The organism is Shewanella sp. Choline-02u-19 (genome assembly GCF_002836205.1).
Classification (GTDB): Bacteria; Pseudomonadota; Gammaproteobacteria; order Enterobacterales; family Shewanellaceae; genus Shewanella.
This window is the reverse complement of the sequence record NZ_PJBE01000013.1, coordinates 3,147,152-3,172,089: the sequence shown is the minus strand read 5'-3', so window position 1 is coordinate 3,172,089 and position 24,938 is coordinate 3,147,152. Positions and strand designations below refer to the sequence as shown.

25 protein-coding genes are annotated in these 24,938 nt (G+C 43.1%); 8 read left to right on the top strand and 17 right to left on the bottom strand.

The features are described from left to right. Nucleotides 1-47: 47 nt before the first annotated feature. Nucleotides 48-308, bottom strand: a complete 261-nt coding sequence (locus tag CXF83_RS20560; protein WP_101093493.1) for a DNA polymerase III subunit epsilon — start codon at nt 306-308, stop codon at nt 48-50. Between the two features lie 599 nt (nt 309-907). Between CXF83_RS20560 and CXF83_RS20555 the strand changes: the two genes are divergently transcribed. The 3 genes from CXF83_RS20555 to CXF83_RS20545 all read left to right on the top strand — a co-directional run bounded on the left by CXF83_RS20555 (nt 908) and on the right by CXF83_RS20545 (nt 5,076). Further along, nucleotides 908-1,924, top strand: coding sequence for a hypothetical protein (locus CXF83_RS20555; protein ID WP_101093494.1), 1,017 nt, complete (start codon nt 908-910; stop codon nt 1,922-1,924). 370 nt (nt 1,925-2,294) lie between these two features. Next, entirely contained in the window at nt 2,295-2,474 is a 180-nt protein-coding gene (locus CXF83_RS20550; RefSeq protein ID WP_101093495.1) for a CCGSCS motif protein, read from the top strand. Between the two features lie 691 nt (nt 2,475-3,165). Beyond that, complete coding sequence (locus CXF83_RS20545) at nt 3,166-5,076, top strand: methyl-accepting chemotaxis protein (protein WP_101093496.1); 1,911 nt, start codon at nt 3,166-3,168, stop codon at nt 5,074-5,076. A gap of 176 nt (nt 5,077-5,252) precedes the next feature. Here CXF83_RS20545 and CXF83_RS20540 read toward each other — a convergent pair whose 3' ends face one another. The 6 genes from CXF83_RS20540 to CXF83_RS20515 form a co-directional block, all read right to left on the bottom strand. Continuing rightward, complete coding sequence (locus tag CXF83_RS20540; protein WP_101093497.1) at nt 5,253-5,933, bottom strand: helix-turn-helix transcriptional regulator; 681 nt, start codon at nt 5,931-5,933, stop codon at nt 5,253-5,255. 113 nt (nt 5,934-6,046) lie between these two features. Continuing rightward, on the bottom strand, nt 6,047-6,517 hold the full coding sequence (locus CXF83_RS20535) for a GyrI-like domain-containing protein (protein ID WP_101093498.1): 471 nt from the start codon (nt 6,515-6,517) through the stop codon (nt 6,047-6,049). A 55-nt stretch (nt 6,518-6,572) separates the two neighbouring features. Then, nucleotides 6,573-6,956, bottom strand: coding sequence for a VOC family protein (locus tag CXF83_RS20530; protein ID WP_101093499.1), 384 nt, complete (start codon nt 6,954-6,956; stop codon nt 6,573-6,575). Nucleotides 6,957-7,224: 268 nt separating this feature from the next. Continuing rightward, entirely contained in the window at nt 7,225-8,619 is a 1,395-nt protein-coding gene (nrfA, locus tag CXF83_RS20525; RefSeq protein WP_198553583.1) for an ammonia-forming cytochrome c nitrite reductase, read from the bottom strand. Nucleotides 8,620-9,008: 389 nt separating this feature from the next. Continuing rightward, nucleotides 9,009-10,688 carry an ammonia-forming cytochrome c nitrite reductase subunit c552 gene (locus tag CXF83_RS20520; protein ID WP_101093501.1) on the bottom strand — a complete coding sequence of 560 codons (1,680 nt, stop codon included), beginning with the start codon at nt 10,686-10,688 and terminating at the stop codon, nt 9,009-9,011. 1,023 nt (nt 10,689-11,711) lie between these two features. Then, nucleotides 11,712-12,386, bottom strand: coding sequence for a YoaK family protein (locus CXF83_RS20515; RefSeq protein ID WP_101093502.1), 675 nt, complete (start codon nt 12,384-12,386; stop codon nt 11,712-11,714). Between the two features lie 481 nt (nt 12,387-12,867). Between CXF83_RS20515 and CXF83_RS20510 the strand changes: the two genes are divergently transcribed. Both CXF83_RS20510 and CXF83_RS20505 read left to right on the top strand, forming a co-directional pair. Then, nucleotides 12,868-13,158: a DUF134 domain-containing protein gene (locus CXF83_RS20510; RefSeq protein WP_101093503.1), complete on the top strand. Its 291-nt coding sequence runs from the start codon at nt 12,868-12,870 to the stop codon at nt 13,156-13,158. Between the two features lie 9 nt (nt 13,159-13,167). Beyond that, on the top strand, nt 13,168-13,680 hold the full coding sequence (locus CXF83_RS20505) for a NifB/NifX family molybdenum-iron cluster-binding protein (RefSeq protein ID WP_101093504.1): 513 nt from the start codon (nt 13,168-13,170) through the stop codon (nt 13,678-13,680). Between the two features lie 167 nt (nt 13,681-13,847). Here CXF83_RS20505 and CXF83_RS20500 read toward each other — a convergent pair whose 3' ends face one another. After that, nucleotides 13,848-14,729, bottom strand: coding sequence for a DMT family transporter (locus tag CXF83_RS20500; RefSeq protein WP_101093505.1), 882 nt, complete (start codon nt 14,727-14,729; stop codon nt 13,848-13,850). Between the two features lie 142 nt (nt 14,730-14,871). On the opposite strand from CXF83_RS20500, the gene CXF83_RS20495 reads away from it, so the two are divergent. Next, nucleotides 14,872-15,363 (top strand): MarR family winged helix-turn-helix transcriptional regulator, encoded by a 492-nt coding sequence (locus tag CXF83_RS20495; protein ID WP_101093506.1) that lies wholly within the window; start codon nt 14,872-14,874, stop codon nt 15,361-15,363. Between the two features lie 111 nt (nt 15,364-15,474). Here CXF83_RS20495 and CXF83_RS20490 read toward each other — a convergent pair whose 3' ends face one another. The 7 genes from CXF83_RS20490 to CXF83_RS20460 form a co-directional block, all read right to left on the bottom strand. Further along, on the bottom strand, nt 15,475-16,473 hold the full coding sequence (locus tag CXF83_RS20490; protein WP_101093507.1) for a permease: 999 nt from the start codon (nt 16,471-16,473) through the stop codon (nt 15,475-15,477). A 125-nt stretch (nt 16,474-16,598) separates the two neighbouring features. After that, entirely contained in the window at nt 16,599-16,847 is a 249-nt protein-coding gene (locus CXF83_RS20485) for a thioredoxin family protein (RefSeq protein WP_101093508.1), read from the bottom strand. Nucleotides 16,848-16,915: 68 nt separating this feature from the next. Beyond that, on the bottom strand, nt 16,916-17,242 hold the full coding sequence (locus CXF83_RS20480) for an ArsR/SmtB family transcription factor (protein ID WP_101093509.1): 327 nt from the start codon (nt 17,240-17,242) through the stop codon (nt 16,916-16,918). A gap of 302 nt (nt 17,243-17,544) precedes the next feature. Next, complete coding sequence (locus CXF83_RS20475) at nt 17,545-17,796, bottom strand: DUF2999 family protein (RefSeq protein ID WP_101093510.1); 252 nt, start codon at nt 17,794-17,796, stop codon at nt 17,545-17,547. A gap of 250 nt (nt 17,797-18,046) precedes the next feature. Then, the gene (locus tag CXF83_RS20470; protein WP_101093511.1) at nt 18,047-18,679 is read right to left on the bottom strand and encodes a flavin reductase family protein; all 633 of its coding nucleotides are present in this window, start codon (nt 18,677-18,679) and stop codon (nt 18,047-18,049) included. A gap of 215 nt (nt 18,680-18,894) precedes the next feature. After that, nucleotides 18,895-19,281, bottom strand: a complete 387-nt coding sequence (locus CXF83_RS20465) for a hypothetical protein (RefSeq protein WP_232775166.1) — start codon at nt 19,279-19,281, stop codon at nt 18,895-18,897. Further along, nucleotides 19,281-20,828 (bottom strand): S41 family peptidase, encoded by a 1,548-nt coding sequence (locus CXF83_RS20460; protein ID WP_101093512.1) that lies wholly within the window; start codon nt 20,826-20,828, stop codon nt 19,281-19,283. The genes CXF83_RS20465 and CXF83_RS20460 overlap by 1 nt, the downstream gene beginning before the upstream one ends. Nucleotides 20,829-21,184: 356 nt before the next feature. Between CXF83_RS20460 and CXF83_RS20455 the strand changes: the two genes are divergently transcribed. Continuing rightward, nucleotides 21,185-22,240 (top strand): cysteine synthase A, encoded by a 1,056-nt coding sequence (locus CXF83_RS20455; protein ID WP_101093513.1) that lies wholly within the window; start codon nt 21,185-21,187, stop codon nt 22,238-22,240. Between the two features lie 107 nt (nt 22,241-22,347). Then, nucleotides 22,348-22,842: a peptidylprolyl isomerase gene (locus CXF83_RS20450; protein ID WP_101093514.1), complete on the top strand. Its 495-nt coding sequence runs from the start codon at nt 22,348-22,350 to the stop codon at nt 22,840-22,842. A 41-nt stretch (nt 22,843-22,883) separates the two neighbouring features. Here CXF83_RS20450 and CXF83_RS20445 read toward each other — a convergent pair whose 3' ends face one another. Both CXF83_RS20445 and CXF83_RS20440 read right to left on the bottom strand, forming a co-directional pair. Further along, nucleotides 22,884-23,504 carry a hypothetical protein gene (locus CXF83_RS20445; RefSeq protein WP_101093515.1) on the bottom strand — a complete coding sequence of 207 codons (621 nt, stop codon included), beginning with the start codon at nt 23,502-23,504 and terminating at the stop codon, nt 22,884-22,886. A 58-nt stretch (nt 23,505-23,562) separates the two neighbouring features. After that, nucleotides 23,563-24,711, bottom strand: a complete 1,149-nt coding sequence (locus CXF83_RS20440; protein ID WP_101093516.1) for a sensor domain-containing diguanylate cyclase — start codon at nt 24,709-24,711, stop codon at nt 23,563-23,565. Between the last annotated feature and the right edge of the window lie 227 nt (nt 24,712-24,938).

The window sequence follows — 24,938 nt, the reverse complement described above, 5'->3', positions numbered from 1 at the left end:
CATGATCCAGCCATAATAATTAACTCACTATGGCTGTTTATCGTGTTTTACTTTTCAGTAAATTCCGCTTGAATCCTTTCTAACTCTTGCTGTTCTCTAAGTTTAGCTTTGACAATGGCTTCTTGTTGAAGCGTTGCTTGTCTTTCCTTAAAGCTGAATTTCTCTTCTTTAGTCAGAAACTTAAAGGCTTTATTATTGGCAAGTACGTAAGCAACGACGTCTTCGCCCTTTACTCTGCGCTCATCGACTCGTTGTGAAAAACGGTCGTTATCTCGGACTTTACGCTCTTCAGCATTTAATTTACTCATATCTTGTATCCTCATTAGTTAATCACAGTAGCGTTTCACTACGCTCAGTCAAACAAATGAGTTGTGTTGCACATTCATAAAGCTGATAGGGGGATTTTAGCATAATATGCACTACAAGCCCTATGGTATCTACCTTTAAGCAGGTTTTAAGCTGTTAGAAGTTAGATCATAATCAATAATAAAACCAAGGCACTGCTCCACAGACAAAGTGTAAACAAAGGTGCCAATCCCCTTTGTTTACACTTTTTTCATTAAAGGGCCGCAGCGTTGGCTTTCGCAAAGACAGCCGTGCTTTTTGTCTGCTTCATAACGCAAGTTTTTGTACCGGGGCAAACTTCTCCAGTTCACTCACTCTTTAGTTAATTAGGACGTTGCGTTCGTCTCTTAATATTTCTAGTTTTATGATAAATAAACAGACAGTGATTATTTATCTCAGGCTATATTCTTGCGTGTTTCTTGTGCGGAATGAGGGGTAGTTGACGGTTTTGATTAGCTTTTTTATAGACTTTGTTGGAATTTTGTTTCAGCTTCGATGACTTTAGTTAGTAAACAGGTTATAACTTTTACAACATAGAGAAATTCAAAATTTTGGGAAAATGATGAGTCCATGGTTTACTAATGTTCAACTCGGCTTCGACATGGCAACAAGTTTGACGATTGTCGGTGCAGCCATTACTTGGGCTGTTCGTCAAAAAAAGCAAACAGAAGCAGAAAAAGTGAGAGGCATCAATCAACAAGTTAGATCGACAAGCCTACAGAAGGTTCAGCATGTGCTGATTGAGATGGAAGATCAATTTTCAATATTGATAGACGAATCTCAAAAGTTCGAAAATATGATTGATAACCGTGTTAAAAAAGTTGATGGCGAGTTTGATTACTCTCGTTTAAATTCAGCCATTAAAACTGACAGTGACTTTCTTACAAATGCGATTGATAGATTAGGCAATATACGTGAAGAGATTGGTCGTTTTTATGAGTCAATTCAAGTTAGGCGTTATAGCCTGATCCCCTTGCTTGATGCTATTGATGAAGGTGATAAGTATATTGGTGTCTTCCAGAAAAACATCGATGAGGTCGGTGAGGCATATAATCGGGTTTCTTCTGGCAATGTACGACTGTTAAAAGAGTTAGAAAATGTCGTTAACTTGATTAATGCAGAATATGGTGATGAGCTTAAAGATCTAAGTGATGAACAACGTCACGCGTTAATCAAGCAAACATCTTCAAATGACACCCTCATGAGACCTATCAAATCTATCGTTTTTGACGAGGATTATTTTGACTGGGTGCAAAGATTTGTTCCTGAAGGCAAAGAACAAGACTTTTTAGAAAAAGTGGTTAGACCGAGTCAAATTGAAGATCAGGATTTGTGTGCTTCGGTAATCATCAACTTCATCTTGTCACTGTACCGAAAAAATCATGAGTTGATCTCTCAAGTGTTAAGCACTGCTTCCTACACTGTTATGCAAGCAAGGATGGAATGCAAAGACATCTTGATTTCATTAAGTGCGATTTCGCATAAGCTGGTCATGGATAATAATCCTGAATCATTAAACTCAGTGATTAAGAAGTATGAATCTAAAGAGTATTTTGGTCGAGAGACTAAGATTCGTTAGTTAATCATTAAGTGTAGAACGGTCTGCATTCGAGTGTGTTACCCACTAATAAACCTCAGTTACTCGTCAAGAGTACTGGGGTTTTTTAATGCCTATCCCATCGATAGCTAGAAGATAGTGTCACTCACTTTAACAATGAAAGAAAATCCCTTGTTGATGATGGACTATTTGGCTGCGATTGACGCTATGGCTTTGCTTATCAGCGATGAACACCTAAACGAGTCCTTATAGCAATTCAGTTTGGCGCTTGGTTAGCGACGACAAACCATCATTATAAATCGCGCCAAAGAGAGCGATTAATAGTTGACTAAATTACTCGGGAATTATAACATGCTTTAAAAATACACCTTTAATGAGTTATGGAGTTTATATGTCAGTATCATTCAAAAAAATATTTGGGTTGAATAAATCAGAGAGTCAGGCTTCTGTACTAACACCTACCAAGACAGTCGAAAAAGCGGCAAAAGTTGACGCGACTAATGCTGCCGTAAAAGCTGAAAATGCAAAACATGGTGACAATGGTGTGTGTTGTGGTTCTTGCTCTAAGTGAGTTTTAAACTCAAACCGATAGCGACTGGAAAGTAAGTAAAGATAGATACTCATTGAGGCTAAAATGGCGCTCGTTGAGTTTACAAGGACACTTCCGGTTGCTAAATATTTACTGCGTTTTTTGTCAAGAGAATACAAAAAGTCGGGCACTTATATTCTACAATAATTAGGTGTGTATTCCCTATATACTGAGAGTAACCGCGTTAATGTATGAGTCTCGTTAGTGGAGTTAATTATGATTCTAAAACATGTTCTACCAACATAGCCTTAAATATTTATCTCATAAGGTTAGTCTTAAAAACACTCTACATCTGTTCTATAAACACCATTCTTTTGGCCTATCTATATATCCAAATCACTTTAAATTATTCGATTCAAACACTGCAGCCACACTTATTTTTAATGCATTAATTACATTTTATAACCTAGTTTGATTCGGCTGATGCCTTTGCGAACTGGCTGATGGGGTACTGTTTGCTTCGCAGTCCTTTAATATTGAGCTTACAACAGGTTAAGTTACTTTTATGTGTGCTCATCGTTACGTGGGCACTGCTGCGTGCTGTTGATCGCTTCACGGTTTGGAATTGATTCCAAGTGTATGATTTCACTTGTTATTGTGCTTTCACTATGAAAGTGAAAGTGAAAGTGAAAGTTTTTACTGCAAAGTCTTTAGACAAGGAAATAAGGTAGCCATGAAAGCTATTGGATTTAAAAATACCCTTACCATTGCCATTATGCTATTGGTTTCTAGTTGTTTATTAGTGGCTAATTGGATTTCATATCACGAGCTGAAACAAGATACTATTCTCTCTGTTCAAACCAGATCTCAGGAAATTACTAGTTATGAAGCCAGTTCGATTTCGAAATGGTTTAACAGCAAAGCTACGGCGATAGCGGCAATGGCTGCCGAATATCATAATGGGCAGTTTCAGCAGCAGTACGTTGGTATGGCGCGTTTGGGGAAACGTGCGAGTAGCTTGTATTCGGTGTTTTGGGGTTTTGATGATGGCAGCTCATACGCCAGTGTGGCTGATAATGCCATTTGGCAAAATGGTGTGGCAGATCCTCTCCAATATGACCCGCGCCCGCGTGGTTGGTACCAACTTGCTAAAGCTAACAATGGCGCAGTGCTGACTGACATTTATACCGATATGGTGACTGAGCAACCTGTTATTTCGATAGTAAAAGATATCGGTGATGGGGTGTTATCGGCTGATATAGGTTTGGAAATTTTAGCTGAAACGGTTAAAGAGGTGGACTTCCCAGGAGCTGTCGCGGTGATTATCGACGATAAAGGTAAAGTACTGGCGTCTTCTACTAATCGCTTTGAAGTTGGAAACACGCTAAGAGAGTCAGGCCTAGGTAAACTTATGCAGGGGATCGTGTCTAACGACTCCTTTAGCGGTGAATATCAATATAGTGGCACTAAGCAGTTATTGTTTAGCGAAGCCATTCCGTTGCTGGGAGCCAAACAATGGTATCTCTTTATCAGCGTGGATGAAAATATTGCTTATGCTGGATTGAATGATGCGCTGCAAAGTTCACTCTGGATGTCGGTAATTATGTTGCTGCTGAGCATAGGATTAGTGTTTGCGGTATTAAATTGGTTGTATCGACCTATTCTAAGCCTCAAGCAGATGGTTTTAGATCTTTCTCAGGGACAAGCTGATCTCACTCGCCGCCTGCCTGTAACGAGTAATGATGATTTGGGGGAGATTGCCAGCGGTATTAATCGGTTTGTGGCTAACCTTCAAGGTCTAGTGAAAGAGGTGTCGTTTGGCTCTAAAGATATTGGCGACAGTATTGCCAAGCTACATCAACAAACTGAGGACAATGCGGGGGTGCTAAAGCAACATGTTTTGGAAACGGAACAAGTTGTCACCGCAGTCGAAGAGATGAGTGCAACCGCAATGGATGTGGCCACGAATACCTCTCAGGCATCTAATGCGGCGCTTGTTACGAGTGAGCAGGTGAGTAACACTAATAGCATAGTCTCTGAGACCAGACTTACGGTCGAACGCCTGATTCAAGATGTAGAAGATACCGAAGTTAATATTGGTCATGTAGCACAAGATGCTATTAGCATCACTAAAGTGTTACAGGTGATAGGCGGTATTGCTGAGCAGACAAATTTACTAGCGCTTAACGCAGCAATTGAAGCGGCTAGAGCAGGTGATCAAGGCCGAGGTTTTGCGGTTGTAGCAGATGAGGTACGCGCTTTAGCTGCTCGTACTCAAGTCAGTACTACCGAAATAGAACAAACTCTCGATAAGCTGCAACAAGGTGTTCATAATGCGGTTGATGCAATGAAGCAAACTAAAATAACTTGTGAACAAGCGAGTCAAGCCACAATTGATGTGAGTGATAACCTTGAAAAAGTAGTGTTATCCATTGCAGAAGTTAACGACTTAAATACGCAAATTGCCACCGCTGCCGAGGAACAAAGTGCGGTATCTGAAGAGGTGAGCCGTAATATGAACGCGATTCGCGATATCGTCGTAGTACTCGACGACAATGGTAAATCGACCGAGAGTGAAACTCATAAACTAACAACCGCTAATGATAAACTTATTGATGTGGTGAACAAGTTCACCATTGAATAACAACAGATAACGAATTAAGCCTCGTTATTGTGATTGGCATATGTTTACACCTCCTACTTAGCTTTAATGAATAGGTAAGTAGGAGGTGGCAATACTTGGAGTGCTAGGCATTAATCAATTAGTATTCTTTAATTAATAAAACGTCGTTTTTACTCTGGTTGTTACCGTGTTATTGATTAACAATGCTTGGCTTCCATCAATGCGATGTAATCTTGCATCTCTTGACCTGGTGATACGGCAAAGTGTTGCGCTAACCCTGCCAGATTTATAATTCGGTCGACTCGGAAATTACGAAAGTCATTTCGCAGCTCACACCATGCCAGCAGAGTCCAAGTGCCTTTCCAGAAATAGATGGCCAGCGGGCGTACCTCCCTTTGACTTATGTCCTCTTTGGCATCGCGGTAATCCATCAATAGATACTCTCTTAATCGAGATGCTTTTCGTAGCTGATCGAGAAACTGAAGCTCATCGGTATCGATGTAAAAGTCAGGTGCGAACATCAAAGATTGGTACTCTTGCAGCCGTGCAGGCAATACCGCTTCGACTTTTATCATTGCTTGTTTAGCGGCGCTGGCCAGCTCTTTTCCACCCCAGGCTTGCACCATACGCATGCCGACCTGAATCGCCTCAAGCTCAGCTTCATTAAACATTAATGGCGGCACATTCACCTCTTGCCGCAGAAGATAACCTACGCCAGCTTCCCCCTCGATTGGAATGCCATTTAAGCAGAGGTCTTGTACATCACGGTAAACGGTTCGAGTTGATACCTCTAGCCTTTCGGCCAGCTCTTTGGCCGTGGTTAAGCGGCGATGGCGTAGGATCTGAACTAACTGAAATAATCTATCGGCGCGGCGCATGTTATACCAACTCCATTCAATATGTGCTTAATCATGCTGACAAACAACAGAGCCAAATTCAATCTTAGATTAAACTTGGCTCTTATTATTCGTTTGGCAAAGTAGGGTTAGTCTCAGGGCTTAATGCCGATATAGATCTCAACCCCATTGTTATCTAAATACATTTCATAATCAGTGAGGTAACTGCGTTGATATTCACATTTTTCGGAGGCGAAATAGCGCCATACTTCGCCCCAGAGGTTGACCACACATTGGGGCATCTCTCCTTGCGCACTAAACTTAAGGTACTCGCCTGCTATTAACGTAAGATCACAAATCTGATCTTGCGTAGCAGTGGTTCCAGCTAGCACTGAAAACTCCCCCTCCATATCCGATTGATAATCGTAATAGACACCATACATTAGCTGAGTATTGCTGTGTGTTTGCATCCGCTCAGTAAAGTAACGCTGCCAAAGAGGGCCTATTTTTTGAGTGCTAACATGCTGTTCGGCAAGATTACTTGTCCTTGTGATTAAGCCAACAAGTTCGACAGCGGCTTGCGTTACCCGCTCAGGTGAAACGACATCCTTGGTGATATTACTCATGTTCTCTCCGTTGAATATGGATTTCAAGCGCAGTGCCTAAGCCCGCTACTTTGTTTTACTTTTGTTGGGACCAAAGGCCAACGGTATTGCCTTCACAGTCTTGAAATAGCGCAATGAATCCGCACTCACCGTCTTTTATTGGCATCACTGGCAGCAACACTTTAACCCCTGCCTGGGCTATTTTATCCACCAGTCCAGTGAGCTGTTGACTCAGATGAAGGTAAAGCACACTACCATGAGCTGACGGCTGCATCATCTCATGTTTCACTAACCCGATGCTGGCGGCGTCTTTATCTTCAGTTTCTAGCACGGCCATCTCCATATCATTCATCACTTCACGTCTGAAACTGACGCCGAAATGCTGAGTGTAAAATGCGACGGCTCTATCCATATCGGTAACGGGGATCTCGCCCCAAACTAAGGCTGCTTTAGGTAACATGATGAACTCCTTGTATGAGCTGAGAGAGCATTCGAGATGAAGGTCTTGGCTCAGCGACACAGCAAGGATATAGCAGGGCTACTGACAGCGTGATGTCAGTAGAGATTCGACATGGTTAATATACTGGGGATCGCCTGAGCTTGAATCTGTTTCAAGTATCGCTACAGCAGATAGCGGTTTTTCTGGGTTTTTAGAGGGGATTATCGCGGAAGAGTGTCATTGAAAAATTGAGTCGCTCACATCCGTGTGAGCGAGATACGTTTAAACGTTACTCTTTGTCGTATATTGCTTCGCGTAATTTAGCTTGTTCATCCCACTGAGGCAGTACTGTCTCAATAAAATGGGCCTTTTCGGCGTTTAGCTTGTCCATGTTTAAGCCAATAGCCGCTTGTGCTTTTGCTTTGGTTGAGATATCTGGAATAGCGACGGGTTGTTTAACTCCTTTGCTACTCAATAATCTGGCAAGCTTAATACGGGCGTTAGCCGCTCTGTCGATAGCAGTGCCTAAAACTCTGAGTGCTTCATCAGGGTTATGCATGGCTATACCGTGTGAAGCGGTAGCGTGATCCCAGCGCCATTGTGCGTGACGTATATCTTGCTGAATCGAATGAACTTCTTCATCAGTAGCGCCCGCCGCAAGCGCTGCTGCAGTTTCATAGTGAGCATGCACTAATTGCGTCTCAGCATTCATCTTCAGCTCATCAATCTTCGCCTTTCGCTGAGCGACAATATCTTGTAACTGCGCTTTAGTTTGATCATGGCAACTTGCGCAGGTCTGTTCGAAACGATCGAATGGATTGCCTACTCTATGATCGGTATATTTACGTCCTTCTTTATTGACCACTTTTGGCATATGGCAATCAATACAGGTAACGTTGTTTTGACCATGTATCCCCTGACTCCAAGTCTCGTAGTCTGGATGTTGTGCCTTGAGCATTGGTGTTTTCGAGAGTTGATGGGTCCAATCAGTAAACTCTATTGAGTCAAAGTAGGCTTCAACTTGGTCCGTTTTTACGCCGTTATCCCAAGGGAATTTAGCGCTTTTGTTTTTGCCTTCGAAGTAGTATTCGACATGACATTGTCCACAGACCATAGCTTGTTTATCTTTTCGTCCAGCGGTTTCCCAAGTTAAGCCAATGCTTTTCATGGCTCGCTCTGCAAAAGGTCTAGCCATACGTAACTTTGACGAACCAGGTTCGTGGCAATCTTGGCAACCGATAGTATTGACGACTTCAGGGCCACCTTTACTCCACTGACCTTCGAAGAATCCATCTTCTCCCTGCTCAGTGATCATTCTTGGTACATCGGGTCCCTTACAGCTCCAACATGCCATTGGCATCATGTCTGGATGCTCTGCATCAGGTGTACCGGTTCTGAGCGTTTCTCTGAGATCGGTAACGGCGTACTGATGGCCGCGGGCGCGGGTATAATCTCTTGAAAAGGCATAACCTGCCCATAAGACTGCAAGATTTGGGTCTTCAGCTACTTCATCTGGTTTGTCACTGTAATCAGTGGTTTTTTTCCAGCTTTGGTACTGTTTTGGATACTTCTTAGCATACTGCTCACTACGCGGATCGAGATCTTTAGCTTGAGCATAGGCAAAAGATGAAGATACCAGGGCCACTGATATGAGTAAACTTATTGGCGTTAGCCTTAAAGTTATTGATTTCATTTACTTTGATTTCCTGTTTATTGATTAAATGGAGAACAGGAATAGGTGGGGTATATTCAAGTAACAACAAGTAACAATAAAGATTCGACAGTGAATGTTAAAACCAATCGAAAGGTAAGAATAGTTTACTGTTTTTAATGATGTGTTAAGTAATTCTTAATTGATGTGTTGCTTAACTACTGATCTTTCATTTGGGTATCGATGTGATGATGGCGATAGGAAAGGTGAACTCAACATAGTTCGCTAATGCGGTGGTGATTATTGACCTTCCGTTCTTAATGGAAAAATAATCATAAATAGCAGAGATAAAAAAAATGCCAGTCGGTGGGAGGACTGGCATTTTAGGTCGAAGACAATAGGTTACTTAACTACATTCGTGATTAACGTAGCTCAGCAGGCCATTCTTTTTTAACACGCTCTTCAACGAACTTGTCTTTAGCTGTTTTCATAGCTTCTAAATTAAGACCAGCAAGAGGTTGTACTTTTGCTTTAGTATCGTACTGAGTAGCGTCGTACGTATACTCTGGTGCGTACTTAGTTAGCAAGGTATCAGCTTCAATGATAGCCGCACCTAGAATCGCATTAGCTTTAGTCAGTAAGCGTTTAGCTTCTTCAGGGTTATGCGCAGCGATACCGTGAGATGCGGTTGCACTGTCCCAGAACCATTGTGCGTTACGCACTTGACCCAATAAGCTGTTCATCTCAGTAGCCAGTTCGTTTCCTGCAGCAAGTGCGCCTTCATAGGCCGCTTTAGCTTCGCCAATAGTTTTGCCAGCGTCTAGACCTTCAATGCCATTTGCAGCCCAAATTGCTTGTGCTTTGAAATGTACTTCGGTTAGACGAGGGTCGGTACCGTTTGCTTCAAAACGCAATTTGTCGATTTCAGCTTTACGATCAGCAATGATAGTGTCTATATCTAAATAGTCGGCATTATGACAAGCAGTACAATTTGCGGGTAGCTTGTCTGCGTCAAATGTGACTTTATGGTTTGAGTACTCTTGGCCTTCAGAGTTAGTCGATTTAGGCATATGGCAGGTATTACAGCTAAACTCTAAATGGTTTGGTCCTTTGTGTTTAGCGCGGTCTGACATGTTTTCAAACTCAGGGTGTTGCGCTTTTAGCGACGGTGCACCAGAGATGGCATTAGTCCAATCTTTAAAGTCGATGTTGTCGTAGTAAGCTAGCTGAGCTTCTGCTGCGTAACCTTTATAAAGATTATCAGTCCCTTGGTAGTCAGTAACATTTGCGTAATCGGTGTCAACAGCGGGTACCCAATGATCCCACGGGTAACGTACTTTCTTAGAATCGCCGCCGTCGAAGTAGTATTCTACGTGGCACTGAGCACAAGTTTGACCAGCTTGAACAGTGTGGTCTTGAGCCGCAAAGGTAAGCTCAACTTTGTCCATTGCACGTTCTGTGTATGGACGGCTTAGGCGCAGTGTATTTTCGCCTAATTCATGACAGTCGGCGCAGCCAATGACGTTAGTCATCTCTTTGCCCCAAACAGACCAGCCGTTATCAGCAAATTTCCCTTCGCCAACCTCGTCATACATACGGGCTACGTCAGGAGATTTACAAGACCAGCAACTTGCTTTCATCGCTTCACCAACAACGACGCCGTCGTGACCTACCAGTGGAGCGCCAGTACGAAGAGTTTTGATAATGTCCGTTAGTGCAAACTGGTGACCGCGAGCGCGGTTGTAGTCTTTAGCAAAACCGTAACCCGCCCATGCACTCACTAGGTTTGGATTTATTTCCAATATATCAGTTGGTACGCCTGATACTGGGTTAGTTTCTTCAGTTTCTAGCCAAGTAGTATGCTGATCAGGGAAGGTTTCTTTCCAGTTGTCGCTATTGTAGAAATCAGTCGCTACTGGTGGCACTACGACTGGTGGTACGACGACTGGCGGTACGACGACAGGTGGAACAGTGACACAAGTATTAGTGTTTGTATCTAAAATGGTACCATCAGAACAGGTCTTAGCTGAATCGTCATCACTATTACAACCGGATAATGCAGTCATTACTGCTACAGCGATAGCAAGCTTTTGTAATCTCATCATAACTCCTTTAAATAACTATATTTGTTATTTTACTTTTGATTATTTACTTATTTAGATTTATCTTATGCGTTAAAATGTTTATTTTTATTTGTACTATAGATTTGTCTAATTTGTTTTCTATATTAATTAAACTCATCTAGTCTTATTAATATAGAACGGGTGCATTATTAACATGAGGGGTGTTGTTGCTACACATTTTATTAACAACAACGTGAGTGTGATCAATAAATTTACAAAAGTGAGTTGTTAACAAAATAAGAAAAATCTAACAAATACCTAGTTAGAGGTACGACTTAGTGGGTACTTAACTGTAGTGTTTATCAGCGATCCAGTTGTAAGTGCTTGTTCTAATTTAGTGAGTGACGTTTTTCTGCGTTAGGGTGAAATCTTCTTATTTGTAATGTAAATGTTTCATTTTTGGTGGCGCTTTAGCTGGGGTAACTTAAAGAATTACAACTGGAGTGTGTCGTAACGGTTTGTTTTTCTGAGCCAAATTAGTTAATTGTTTATTATTGTTAGAATGCTTTAAATTAAATAATATATTTCATTAAAGTTGTGCTATTTATATTTTTAAAAAAGATTTATTAATGGCATTATATTTGTTGTTTTCTATAAGTTATGTTGGTAGGGAAGTTTTAAAGGGATTTTCATTTTAATATTATCTTATAACTATGTGTTGTTTTTTGTTTAAATTGGGAGGGGATAATTGATGTTGTTGGTTATTATTAATAAATATAATCTTAAAACAATTGAGGTTAAAGTATCTTTTTTACTTGTTTTTCTGATTCTAGATCCGTTTTTTCTGTTATAAATTGGCATAGTGTCGTTGAGGTTCTCGATTCTAAAGCTAATGAGTTTCGCCTAACATACTTGTTTGCTGATGAATCTTTACTGCAATGCCTCAGGAGATAATTTTAGGTGCTAAAAGCGCCAATATAAGTGATTTATAGGTGTTCTTTACCATTGATAAAGCGTTATTTTTTATCAAAATTAGAGAGATAATGGGCTGAGTTTGTACTGTTACTTTATAGTGATGATAGCCGTTTTTACTTTATATAGACGATAGCTGATGGCTAAAATGATGCAGATCCCAGCGGGAATACTGAGCGCGTAGAATTGAAAATGGTGAAATAGCACCGCGCCTATTGTGCCACCACAGATAAAGCCTGTGATGATAAGTAAAAACAGTACCGCTTTGCGTTTATCAAAAATTTCCCCTTTGAACCAACCTCCTAACATGATCCCAAGATCTGTAAATATCCCCGTGACATGTGTTGTTCTGACAATCGCGCCACTATAGGTTGTCGCCAACGCATTTTGCAATCCACAGGCCGCAGATGCCAGATAGTGGCCAAAATAGGTCCCCCCTTGCAGAAAATAAATAGCAAAAAGAAGCAGTGAGGCTTCGATAATAAGCAAGGTATCGTAATGGCGGCCAAGTTTAACTGAGCTCCCAGATAGCAGTGCACCCGATAATGTGGCGCCCAGCATAAAACTGACAAGGAGCCCAATAAGATGAAATAACATTTTAGGTGATGAGTTCAGTAACTGGGTGCCAACTAAAGTGGCGGTGCCAGATAGATGAGATACCGATTGATGCTCAAACCCCATCAATCCAATCGCATTGATACAGCCTGCTGTCAGCGCAAGAATAAAGGCGCCATATTCAACCCATTTGGGTAATTTTGATATCACATGAACTCCAGATTTGAGCGCGGTAAGTCGATGATCTTTTGCTGAGAGCGTAATGGCCAGTTTGTATAGCGTAGAGACTAATTAGTGTTATGTCGCAATGTGTGAAGGTTGATTTAACCATCAAAGCGGCTTGTTTTCGCTGTGAGTATTTTACCGTCTATCAAAGGGCTCAACTGTTTAGTCGATCGCAAAACCGCAGTCATTCGTTACTAACTTATCGCTAGAACTAAGGCTGTGAATATTCACCTAACCCTAGTCCAATATCTGAATCGTTTATTACCTGTTTTATAGCGGGCTATTGCGCGTTAATAAATGCATATTCTCCGATAAGGTTAAGCGAGTGCGAATATTGACCAGTGTGAACTAAGCCACAGTTTGTTGTTGGGTGATTGCAATACCATACAGTTATTGGCGTAGGCCAATAACTAAGGCAGCGATGAAGAATGGCTGTTTCATCTATATCCGTTGATTAGGCTGATTTATGTCCAGACCCAAAAAATGTCGACACTTATCCTGTTGCGCACCCTATAGCCTGTTTAAACCTAATGGTGTTCCGTCCGTCGAACTCGAAAAAATTCAACTCGACGCCGATGAGTTTGAGGCGTTGAGTTTGGGCGATGTGAAGAAGATGAGCCAAATTGACGCCGCGGCATCGATGGGGATCTCACGGCAAACATTTGGTTATTTACTCGCTAGTGCGCGGCAAAAGGTGGCAAGGGCTATCACTGAAGGTCATGCGCTGGTGCTCCCTCAATCGGCCAACACCCAATAAGGAAGTTTTATGATTATTGCAATGCCAATGAGTCGAGGTCGACTCGCAGGCCACTTTACTAAAGCACAACGTATTGGCTTTTTTAATGAATATCATCATCTGGTGACGAGTTTTGACAACCCAGCATTGGCCGGTGGTTGTAGTGCAAAAAAAGCAATGCTGAATCTAATCAAAGAGCAAAAAGCCGATATTGTAATGGTGCAAAATATTGGCGAACGCATGCTGGGTAAATTACTCGATGCTGGAATAAGCGTGAGTCAAGGTGATAACACCTTAGGCATTGAGCAGCTATTAACAAGCTGTAGCGATGTGAGTCTTCGACTGCTTAATGCATCAGAGGGCAGAGCCTCGCTTAATCATCTAAAAAAAGACGGTTGCTGTGGCAGTACTGGCGGTGGGTGCGGCTGCAGTGGTGGTGCTGAGCCAGAGCCTTTATTGAGTAAGGTGGCTCCAGATAGCGGAATAGAGAGTGCAACCCAGAGCGTAAAAGTGAGTTACGCTGGATTTAGACCGATAAACTAGCTTCACCTTCAAGTAATAGCGCTAGCTCTCTTTGTAGCAAGTGGAGGGTTTTGAACGCAAGGTACGAGTTTAATAACAAGGTCGTTATTAATGGTGGCATCAACGGTAGCTTTAACGCTACCGTTGATGTTTGTTGTTATTGTCACTTAATTTAATAAGCAAGGTTTTCAACTGCCCCTAATACGTTGGCGGAGCATTTGGATTAAGGTGGGGGCGATAGACGCTAGGATCATGCTGGCCATCAATAAATACTGATGTGGAGTAAATGACTCTCCTAACAAGACCATGCCACTCACAATGCCTGCTACCGGGTTGGCGATGCCGCCAAAGGTAAAGTCGACTACCGTCATACGCTGTAATAACCACACATACATGATGTAACCCAGTACGGTATTAAGCAGAATTATCCAGCCCAATCCAAAGCCGTTAGTCATACTAAACTGCTGAATGACACTGACATATTGCTCAGGTGAAAACAGTGCATGAATGAACGCTGCAACTAACAGTAACAGCCCACCAATAATCAACTGCCAAGTTAATACCGTCCACCAATGAATGCGTGTCCCGAGTGCTTTAATAATGGTGCTGCCAACTACAATGCAGCTAATAGCGGCAAACATAGCCAGTAATCCGAGCGGATTTAACGTGATAGCACTAGGGTCAAATAGCTTCCAAGCCAAGATGATTAACACCGCGCCAAATACAGCCTGCAGTGAATTAGGGCGTTTTTTACTTATCACCCAATGAAAAAGCATCGCAAAAACAGGCACCGAAATCATGCCTACGCCCGAAATCGCCGAGGGTAACGTGAGCGCCATAATAAAAATCAAACTAAAGAATGCGGCAATGTTGATGGCGCCTAACTTAATCAGTACAGGCCAATCCGCTTTCTTGGGCAGGCTAGGCTTAAGGGCTAGTAAGATCAGTCCTGCTGGCAAAGCACGAATGGCACCGAGCAATAAAGGGGGCCAGTCAGGCAGCGTAAACTGCGTCATGGCATAAGTCGTCCCCCAAAAAAAGGCGGGGATCATGGCTAGAAAAATATTCATATACTACCTTAGAGTTAAGTATCTTCACGTAAAGATATAAGCTGATTGTGAACCTCTAATTTATTTTTGTAAAGTATCTTCTTATAAAGTATCTTTGCGTTAAGTTTAATTTAGCCGTTTAACAAACAGAGTATGGTGTGAAATGGATGATATCGATAAAGTCGTCGCACAATGGGGCGAAGAAAAGCCACACTTGCAAACGCTACCGATGGAAATTTTTGGACGCATAATGCGTTTGCAAAAGCATATTGAAGCAGAAATCGCAGCTTGTCATAAACAATATGGGCTAACATTGGGGGAGTTTGATGTGCTCGCGACACTGCGTCGCTCTGGCGAACCTTTTAACTTGACCCCGTCAGCCTTGTTGTCGTCAATGATGTTGACCTCTGGCGCGATGACAAATCGTTTAGATAAGCTTGAATCTAAGGGGTTTATTGAACGGGTGCACAGCACTGAAGATCGCCGTAGTGTTTCTGTTGGTTTGACCGAAAAAGGCTTTGCTATTATTGATGAAGCGATTGAAGAGCATGTGCGTATTCAGCATCAGTTAGTTCAGCAGTTATCGGATGCAGAAAAGCCGGAATTAAATCAACTGCTCAAAACGTGGTTAGCCGCTTTTGAAGGCGATCAGTAGTAGAAAATCCCCTCTCTTTTAAAAGAGGGGATAATGGTTGTAGATGATGTGATAAATCATTTTTGGGGCCTAAGGCGACGTTAAGTAAACCATAACCTTGCTAGCTAGCCGTTAAACCAGATTTAACACCCAACCTAGAATGGTAAATGACACCAGTAGCAGTACAAATAAAAGTGCCAATAAACGCCATTGCATTACTTGCTTTAACATCACAAATTCTGGGAAGCTAACAGCAACAGTACTCATGCAAAATGCCAGTGTCGTTCCTAATGGCACGCCTTGTAGCAACAAGCTTTCTAATACGGGTATTACGCCAGTCGCATTGGCATACAGTGGGATCCCCATTAATACTGCAAGCGGAACAGACCACCATTGGCCATCACCTAAATTGGCTTCTAACCAGCCAGCAGGCACAAACCCATGTAGCGCCGCGCCTATGCCTACACCGATAATGACCCATTTCCATACTCGTCCAAATATCTCAACCGTTTCAGACTTAGCAAACTGATGTCGCTGTTGCCAGCCCATCGTGCTAGCAGCTTGGGTCGATGATTGGCCTGGTGGTATTGCTGTTGCGGTCGATAGTTGGCCTCTAGCATAGGCTTTAGCGGCTAAGGGTTGTAACCAGCGCTCGGCTTTTAATAAGTCGAGTAGCGCGCCACCCAATATCCCTATGGTTATGCCCGTTAAGACGTATAACAGCGTGACTTTTAACCCTAATAAGCTGAACAGTAATAGAATCGCAACTTCATTGATCAAAGGGGAGGTGAGCAAAAAGGCCATGGTAATACCGATGGGGATGCCCGCGGAGGTGAAGCCTAGAAACACCGGAATACTTGAACAGGAGCAAAAGGGGGTAATTGCGCCAAATCCAGATCCTAAACCATAACCGACCAGTTTGGGTTTACCTGATAAATAGTCACGTACTCGTTCAACATTAAGTGACGCTCGTAACCAGCCAATGGCATAGATCATCACAATCAGCAGGGCAAATATCTTGGTGGTGTCTTCAACAAAAAAATGTACCGCTTGGCCAAGTTGGTTTTGGCTGGATAAGCCTAATAAATCATAAACCAGCCAATCGGCAAGTACTGAAAACCAAATCAACATTGGTTTACCTCGCTAAAGGGGTTAGAGAAAGTTAGCAATCGTCGTTAGCTGTCACTAGCGCTCTCTTGCTAGCCCACTGATGACTATTTACCGATGACGAGCTATAGATAAATAGTGACAGACGCTTATTGAGTGTTGTTAGCTTGATTTAATAACAGCTCAATTTCAGCATGGGAAGGCACATTCCCCGCGCTCATTACCACGCCATTAATGACAATAGCGGGTGTCGACATGACACCATAATCTAGAATGGTTGTCATATCGGTGACCTTTTCAAGTTCAAAGTCTAGCGCTAATCCCTTGGCAACTTGCTCTACATCGGCGGCTAAGTTGGTGCACTTTTTACAACCACTTCCTAATATTTCAATTTTCATATTGTTGTCCCATTTTTAATTAATGTACGTAGATTATTGCGATTAACACTTAGCAAAGTGTGTACTGTTTAAGAGGGCTTAAGCAATGCGGCTTGAGCTTTGGCATTCTTTTCCAATACCGCCTCAACACAGCCAAACATTTTTAATAGGCAAGGGGTTTCAAGGCGATAGAAGATATTTTTTCCATCGCGGCGGCTACTGATAATTCCCGCCTGTTTTAATACCGATAAATGTTTAGATACCGTTGAAATATCGGCGTTAACACCATCGGTGAGATCGCAAACGCAATGCTCTTGTTGCTGTAATTGTTCTAACAGCCATAGACGTGTTGGATGCGCCAGCGCTTTGAGCACTGCTGCACGAGCAGTTAGTCGCAGTTGTTCCTGTTCTGTCATACTAATGTCCTTCGTGGGTAACCCGATAGGCGTTCAATACTTTATCATTTGGCAAAGTGACCAAGTGTTATGGTGCAAGTATAGCGCAAAAATTTTATTGATTATCGTGACAGAGGGAACAGTTCTAGTAAGTTTACAAACAAGAGGATAAGTCTAATAGGTTGTTAATGGCTGTTAGGGAACAATGGATTGTGACGGAGATTAACAGTGAGCTTTTGAAGATAAATATCGAGGGCGGTGACTTGTTTGGAGGTGTGGGGAAGGAGAGTTGATTAACTCTCTTCCCACAAAAATCTTTTTTGTTACTGTTGTAACTGAGCTTTTGCTGCTTCAACTTTTGAAAAATCTAATCCAAGCTCGGTGACAGCTTCTTTAATTAGACCTGGCGCTTGCATTACTAAGCCCATCATCTGTTGCAGCTTTTCTGCTGGAATACCTAACTGGCCAACGGTCGCCATCGCCATCATTGGATTTTCAGTCAGTGTTTGGAACAGCTCACTGATTTGTGCGTCACTGATATTGTGTTCTTTTAAGATAGCAAGAATCGGATTCATTGAACTGCCTTCATATGCAAATTAAGTAAAATAGAGGGGGGATTCTATCACTCATGACAGCTAATTCGACGCTTTGGTAAAATAAAATTATCTGATGTTGAACCGTATCGAAGAGGAGTAATACCAATTACCTTAAGTATTTGACCAATTCAGAGTGCCTCAGACTTTTCCACTCAAGGTGCATTGGTGAAAAAAGGGTTATTCCCTTTTAAGCCTAGGCACATTTTTGCTGACACGGTATTCAGTTAGATTAAGGCGCTTTAGGGCGTTGTAAATCGAAGCGGTTTTCTTCGGTAATGCTGTAGTAAGCAGTGGGGCCACCAGCGCGTAATATTGGCTCGGCATCTGAGGTTAGGTATTCACCCTGGGCGCTAAGTAGGTGTTTGGCAATATGCACGGCAACCACTTCCCCTAAGACTAACCAGCTATCAATTTTATCACCATTAGCGCCTTGTAGTTGAATGAGCTGGGAGAGCTTACATTCAAAATTGACTGGGCTTTCAGCTACGCGATCGGCAGCTACAACCGTTCCTGGTGTTGCAGTGAGCCCAGAAAAATTGAATTCATCTTCGGAGTTAGGTAAAACGACTGAGCTTTGATTCATTTTCTCGGCAAGCTCTCTGGTGGCTAAATTCCAGATAAACTCTTTGGTCTCAGCTATATTGGCGACACTGTCTTTCCAACCGATGCTGGCAAAACCAATAATGGGTGGGCGATAGTTAAAGCAGTTAAAAAAGCTGTAGGGAGCAAGATTGCGCTGCCCTTGAGCGTTCCTCGATGAGATCCAACCAATGGGCCGCGGACCTATAATTGCACTTAACGGATCGTGGGGCAGTCCATGGCCTTTACTGGGTTCGTAAAAGTAGCGGTTATCATCGTTCATCGTTATCTTTCCGTGATGGCTGTCAGTGATGGTTCAACGTCTCAACTTCTCGCGGTATTGTCAACCAGCCAGTACTGGCCCATTACTGATACTCATAAGGATGCGAATATTGACTGAAAATTTAAGGTTGAATTAATCACGTAATTTGTAGCGACTCTTTTTTTGCACGCAATAAAAAAACGTCTAAAAAGACGTTTTTTTCGTTATTGGATAACCTATTCAGCTTGGCATTTTAGCTCGGGCAAAGCCCTTGTTTCATCACTGTCTGGCAGTTTAATGGAGCAAACATCAGCTTGGATCATCAGCTGCACCATTTGTGGCATCTCATCGTTTCTGCCCATAATTAATTGGCCACTAGGGTCTTTATGGGGCGCACGTTCAATGGCCAGCAAACTGCTTTGAGTAAATGCTGTTTGGCCTATTTGTATCTTGTTAGCCTTGAGTAAACTGGCAATGGCTTGCTCGAGCAGGCGAGTGTTATTGGCAGTCGATGATACTAATACGGCAGGTACCGCTTTAGTGTCATTTTCAGCAAAAGCACCGCAGCCACCTAGGCCGATCACGCCCATTGTAAGCACGGTGCCAAACACTCGCCGTAGCATTATAAAGCTCCTTTCATATCGATAATGATACGGTTGTTTTGCAAGAACGACTGGTTACGCTCATCTTTTAGCATAAAGCCTTCATCGATAAATTCATTGACGGCTTGAGAGCGAGCAACGCCAGCGGCAATTGCTGGGCAGCGCTCGTTATCTCGATAATAAAGCGCAGCACTTAATAGGCGTTCATCCGTATCACCCAGTGCATGCCCTAAATCATCATCAAGCATACAACCTTGAACCTCACTGGCGAGTGTTGGGCTAGTCGAAGGCACAAAGCCGTCAGAGTATTCACCAAACCCCTTGTCATTCACGCCTTTAAACTGAATCGTAAAGTAGGTGGTGCCACAGTTAGGTGTTGGATAAAAACCGTAGGGTTTACCACAGGTTGTGCCGCCTAATTGAATGACTTCGATATCGACACCGCGTAAACCGTTCATTAACGCTTCACTAGCAGAGCAAGTACTTGAGGTCGTAAGCACATACACTCGTTTAAGATCGAGTGTTGGAAGTGTGGAACCGCCAGTGAGTAATGCAGTATTAAACCCCAGTGTTTCGTCTATAAAGGGCATGGGCGATAAGGCCTGATTGTTCACTGGGTTGGTATTTGGATATTTGTCATTGAAGCTGGTTTCTTCAAAGGTGCGGTTGGTGGTGGCATCTTTACCGGCAATCATGTAGCCGAGTTGGCTTGCCATCGCGAGTAATCCGCCGCCGTTATACCTAAGGTCGATGACCAGATCGTTAATACCTGCTTGGCTCAATGTGGTCACAGCATCAAATAGCCCGCGTTCAGCGGTGGCAATATGCGCATTAAACTGCAGATAACCCACTTTACCCTTGGGTGTTTGAATCGTTTTAGTATTTTGTACTGGGGTCGAGATAATGGTTTTAGCTGTTAATGTTACCGTTCGATCTGCTACAGCATCTAAATCGCGCACGATAAAAACGGTTTCTTTACCCTCTTGGCTTGGAAATAGCCCCGCCCTGATGATGTCTATACTGGCGCTATCGGCGGCATCTTTTACGTTTACGCCATCAACTTCTACAATTACCGCACCGCGAGTGAGGTTATTGTCGCTGGCGGGAGAGTTGGGCTCATTGTAAGTGACGGTCACGTTACGGGCACCACTTTGGGAAGCGTTCGTGAGCTTGAAATTGAGACCGTAGCCTACTGAAGCACCAGATTGATTTAGCTGTTCCCATTCAGCGGTAGACATTGAGAAGTGGTATTTATCTTTTTTATTGCCGGAAACTGAATTGTTTTCCGTTTTCAAAAGATCAAAATACTCAGCAACTGTGTATGGAGCTGGGCTGAGATCGACAATCTCGTTGTACCAAAGATAGGTATCATTACTCCACGAACGTAACCAAAGCTTTTCAGTCTCTGCGCTACCGGTTTGATTGGCTCTGCATTGGTTAACTAAACTAGAGTCACTAGCAAACTGACCTTGCACCCAAGTTTCGCTAGAGTCTCCCCCACCACAAGCGGATAAGCCAAGTGTAGTGACGATAACTAGCAGCAGTAATTTTGTTGAACCCAACATCATAAATAATCCTTTGGTTTTGCTAATATGTTTTAACAAACAGGAATGCAATTAGTAGAGGTTGCAACTTTATTACAAATGAAACAATTTGTAATGTAAATTCGCAATAATGTAAGCCTTAATGTTGGGGTTTGATGGTTGATCTTGCCAATGCCTGATCAGAACCCCTTAGTGTGGGGCTATGATTACAAGCAAATTGTACTTTCATCCTGTGCTACCTTAGATAAAGACGTATTATTAATTGTTTGCCCACTATCATCATTGGCCATAACAGCTATACCGCGATGCTTGTTGTCGCAACCTGCTTAATAGCAGTTGGGCCTAGTCTTTATTATTACTGCTAACAGATAAGGCAATCTATGGAATATCCCTCATTATCGAGCAATATCACCCAGCTTATAGGTCATACCGATCTGCTGCGGATCGACAGCTTATCTACGCTGAGTGGCTGTGAAATTTTAATTAAATGTGAGCAACAAAATCCAGGTGGTTCGATTAAAGATCGTGCTGCACTGCAGTTGGTTACCGATGCCATTGAAAATGGCAAGCTAAAGCCGGGCATGACAATTGTTGAAGGTACAGCGGGCAACACCGGTATTGGTTTAGCGCTGGTGGCTAAAGCACTGGGGTTCAACATGTTGGCGGTGATGCCGCGAGGCCAAGCGTCAGAAAAAGAGCAGATGATCACTCTACACGGTGCCAAACTGATGTTGGTTGATGCTTGCCCATTTGCCAACCCCGATCATTTTTACCATACGGCAAAGCGTTTGGCGGAGGCTAATGATGATTATTGGTGGGCCGATCAATTTGAGAATACCAGCAACAGCAAAGCGCATTATCAGCACACTGGGCCGGAGATCTGGCAGCAAACCAATGGCAGCATCGATGCGCTAGTGTCGGTGGCGGGCACTGGCGGTACGATTGCGGGTAACTCTCGTTATTTATCAGAACAAAACCCAGCGTTGCAAACATGGTTGGTTGATCCCGACGGTTCCGGCATATATGCCTACCTAAAATCAGGTGAGTATGTATCAAGTGGCAGTTCGTTTACCGAAGGGATAGGGATCATGCGCCTTGTCGAGAACTTTAAGCAGGCTAGAGTCGATAAAGCGATCACCTTGCCCGATCTCGACCTTATTGCCATTGCACGTCATGTTCAGCGTGAGGATGGCATTGTGCTCGGCAGCAGTGCTGCGCTGAATGTTGCAGGGGCACTCTATGCCGCGGCGAAAATGGGCAAGGGCAATACGATTGTGACTTTTTATTGTGACTTAGCAGAGCGTTCTTCGTCCAAGCTGTATAACGCAGAGTTTCTTAATAGCAAAGGCTTTAATCAACCGATTGAGTCGCTTGAAGAGATGTTTCAGCGATATAAAAACCAAGCTAGTGAGGCGGTGGTTAATGTCGCGCGTTAACCTGCTGAGAGCGATGCGCACTTTTGCTTTAAAGAAGTGCAAAATCGAGATAGAGGCTAGCAACACAAGGTATACTATGCGCTCTTTTTTGCGGCTTGCGAGTTGATATGATTATTTTTACCACTAACTTTGGCGATATTGAGATAGAGCTCGATTTCGACAAAGCCCCCGTTAGCGCTAAAAACTTCCTCAAATATTGTGAAGATGGTTTTTACCAAGGCACCATTTTTCATCGGGTGATTAAAGGCTTTATGGCACAAGGCGGTGGTTTTACTGCTGAAATGGAAGAAAAGCCAACCCGTGCTGCTATTGTCAATGAAGCCAATCGAGGCCTTAAAAACCTCAGAGGTACGCTTGCGATGGCACGTACTGATGCACCGCACTCTGCTACTGGTCAGTTTTTTATTAATTTAGGCGACAATGCATTTCTTGATTATACCGCGACGACTAATGCAGGCTGGGGTTATGCTGTGTTTGGTAAGGTAACGGCGGGAATGGATGTGGTCACTAAAATAGGTCGAGCTAAAACGGTTTCTCAAGCAGGTCACGACGACGTGCCTAAAGAGCAAATCATTATCGAAAAGGTCACTATTAAGGATTAATCACTCCCGCCTAAAACCACTTACTCATTAAAGCGCTAATATCAATAGCGCTTTTTTGATCGCGACATGATTAACGCCATCAGCTGTGCAAACATAACCCCTAAAAAGCTGCTTAGCAGCAGACTTATACCCGCTTGCTGCAAGCTCCAACTTGGCTCGTTGGTCGGTATCAACAGCATCAGCAGAAATGTCATAACCGCAAAAGCTTGTCCGATTTTTATGGAACAGTGATTTTTATTAGGTGTAGGAGGGTTGGCTTTCATTGCGGTTACTTTTTGATAGCTTCTTGCGAGCGAGCGTTTCTTAAGTGGTTTCTTCATCAACCACCACAGTGGTGCACTCAGTGTCAGTAGCAATAAACTGGTGAAATTCCATAAACAGGGGATAACGCCACTGCATTCTGGGCAAACATAGCCAAACCAATGGCCGAATGCATTGCCATTACTCCATAACATGCCTGGATTCATCGCATGGCAATGTGGGCAGGGAACAACTTGTCTGGCTAATAATGGCTGCTTACTGTGTTTTTCAATGAGCGTGACCTTGGGAAGCCGTTGACCTAATACTAATTCGTTAATTGCCAATACGGGATTGATGGCCCAAAACAGTAATAATGGGCTCGGCAGCTGCAGTATCTGATACTTGTTAGGGTCATATCGCATCTTAACTCCTGATCAATATAGGGCGTTTCGGCTTAGCTGTTAGCCTCGTTAGTTAGCATTACACACAAGCATTAATTCGGTTACGTCCATCGGCTTTGGCGCGATAAAGCGCGGTGTCTGCGGCGCATAGCAATGCAGTGCTGGTTCTGAATTGTCCATTAATTTCGCTAGCGTGTCCTTGGCTCACACTGACCGAAACAGATGCATCAAGACCGATATCCATGTAGCTTAAGTCGTTAATGTTCTTTTGAATCAGTCGTGCGGTTTGCGCTACCTGCCTAGCATTGCTATTGGGCAGAATAATGGCAAACTCTTCGCCACCATAGCGGGCAGCGGTGCAATCTAAATTCGGTAATGAGGCTTCAATCGCTCTGGCTATTTTCTGTAAACAGTAGTCACCTAATATATGGCCGTATTTATCGTTAAAAGACTTAAAGTGGTCAATATCGATAATCAAAACACTCACCGGGCGACCTTTATCGACACAGGTTTTCCAGTGGCTTTGTATTTCAGAATCAAACACACGACGATTGGCTAGCTTGGTTAAGCAGTCGGTGGATGCCCATTGGTGTAGCTGTTTATATTCGGCGCGATACTTAGTCAGATCTCTAATCACAATGGCAAACAGGGGCGTGCTTAATGCAAAATGTGTTATCGACACCTCGACATCTTTGCTGACATCGTTTGGTAACCGCAGCGTGGTCTCTGCTGGTGCGTGGTTTAGTGGGCGGCTACCGGTACGTGATTCGATAATCATTTTTTGGTAAAGGGTTTTTTGTGGCTCTAATAAATAGTTTTGCCACTGCTGGCCAATCAATGTTGGTGTTGTCATCGATTGATTAGTATTGAGCTGTTCACTACTGAGATCTTCGCCAATCAATAGGTCGAGAGCATGTTCGTTGATAAGTTGAATGGTGCCGTGTTCGTCGACGACGACTATGGCTTCCATAAGCAGATTAACCATCATCTTAAGGGGTTGCAGGTGGGTGCTTTGAAGCTGGCTGGCGACGGCTATCGGCTTAAAAGGTAATGTTTCACTGGTGGCAGCGTGCTCTGTAGGGCCATCGCTGATAGCGGTATTGGCGATAATCGCGGTCGGCTGCGACGCGACAGTCGCGCTGTTTTTGCTCGTCGCAATAGTCGTCGCCATCGAGAGCGCTGAGCTTACAGCTGCCTTAGAAACGGTATCCGTTGGAGTCGCCAACATAGCAAATATCCCTTTTAAATTATTAATTTAACGCTTAGCCCACGTCAATTGAGTTAATACTTTAGCTAAAGGGGAAATACTTTACCTTTCGGCAACCTTCCTAATTAAGTCATTGTTACTATGTGATTTTTTTCTTAATCTTGATGTTAAGGTGTCAACTTAAAGTGCTAGATTTGCTCGTGGCTATAGATAAAAGTATTAGTTTGTAGGCTATTAGCTTGAGTATT

Bases quoted from the DNA above. Each gene is read 5' to 3' on its own strand.
- CXF83_RS20465 (WP_232775166.1), bottom strand. From the start codon at position 19,281: ATGCTACGGCGAGTGTTTGGCACCGTGCTTACAATGGGCGTGATCGGC.
- CXF83_RS20505 (WP_101093504.1), top strand. From the start codon at position 13,168: ATGATTATTGCAATGCCAATGAGTCGAGGTCGACTCGCAGGCCACTTT.
- CXF83_RS20440 (WP_101093516.1), bottom strand. From the start codon at position 24,711: ATGTTGGCGACTCCAACGGATACCGTTTCTAAGGCAGCTGTAAGCTCA.
- CXF83_RS20555 (WP_101093494.1), top strand. From the start codon at position 908: ATGAGTCCATGGTTTACTAATGTTCAACTCGGCTTCGACATGGCAACA.
- CXF83_RS20450 (WP_101093514.1), top strand. From the start codon at position 22,348: ATGATTATTTTTACCACTAACTTTGGCGATATTGAGATAGAGCTCGAT.
- CXF83_RS20460 (WP_101093512.1), bottom strand. From the start codon at position 20,828: ATGATGTTGGGTTCAACAAAATTACTGCTGCTAGTTATCGTCACTACA.
- CXF83_RS20500 (WP_101093505.1), bottom strand. From the start codon at position 14,729: ATGAATATTTTTCTAGCCATGATCCCCGCCTTTTTTTGGGGGACGACT.
- CXF83_RS20470 (WP_101093511.1), bottom strand. From the start codon at position 18,679: ATGAACGATGATAACCGCTACTTTTACGAACCCAGTAAAGGCCATGGA.
- CXF83_RS20535 (WP_101093498.1), bottom strand. From the start codon at position 6,517: ATGAGTAATATCACCAAGGATGTCGTTTCACCTGAGCGGGTAACGCAA.
- CXF83_RS20485 (WP_101093508.1), bottom strand. From the start codon at position 16,847: ATGAAAATTGAAATATTAGGAAGTGGTTGTAAAAAGTGCACCAACTTA.
- CXF83_RS20455 (WP_101093513.1), top strand. From the start codon at position 21,185: ATGGAATATCCCTCATTATCGAGCAATATCACCCAGCTTATAGGTCAT.
- CXF83_RS20495 (WP_101093506.1), top strand. From the start codon at position 14,872: ATGGATGATATCGATAAAGTCGTCGCACAATGGGGCGAAGAAAAGCCA.
- CXF83_RS20510 (WP_101093503.1), top strand. From the start codon at position 12,868: ATGTCCAGACCCAAAAAATGTCGACACTTATCCTGTTGCGCACCCTAT.
- CXF83_RS20490 (WP_101093507.1), bottom strand. From the start codon at position 16,473: ATGTTGATTTGGTTTTCAGTACTTGCCGATTGGCTGGTTTATGATTTA.
- CXF83_RS20445 (WP_101093515.1), bottom strand. From the start codon at position 23,504: ATGCGATATGACCCTAACAAGTATCAGATACTGCAGCTGCCGAGCCCA.
- CXF83_RS20530 (WP_101093499.1), bottom strand. From the start codon at position 6,956: ATGTTACCTAAAGCAGCCTTAGTTTGGGGCGAGATCCCCGTTACCGAT.
- CXF83_RS20480 (WP_101093509.1), bottom strand. From the start codon at position 17,242: ATGACAGAACAGGAACAACTGCGACTAACTGCTCGTGCAGCAGTGCTC.
- CXF83_RS20475 (WP_101093510.1), bottom strand. From the start codon at position 17,796: ATGAATCCGATTCTTGCTATCTTAAAAGAACACAATATCAGTGACGCA.
- CXF83_RS20560 (WP_101093493.1), bottom strand. From the start codon at position 308: ATGAGTAAATTAAATGCTGAAGAGCGTAAAGTCCGAGATAACGACCGT.
- CXF83_RS20545 (WP_101093496.1), top strand. From the start codon at position 3,166: ATGAAAGCTATTGGATTTAAAAATACCCTTACCATTGCCATTATGCTA.
- CXF83_RS20520 (WP_101093501.1), bottom strand. From the start codon at position 10,688: ATGAGATTACAAAAGCTTGCTATCGCTGTAGCAGTAATGACTGCATTA.
- CXF83_RS20550 (WP_101093495.1), top strand. From the start codon at position 2,295: ATGTCAGTATCATTCAAAAAAATATTTGGGTTGAATAAATCAGAGAGT.
- CXF83_RS20540 (WP_101093497.1), bottom strand. From the start codon at position 5,933: ATGCGCCGCGCCGATAGATTATTTCAGTTAGTTCAGATCCTACGCCAT.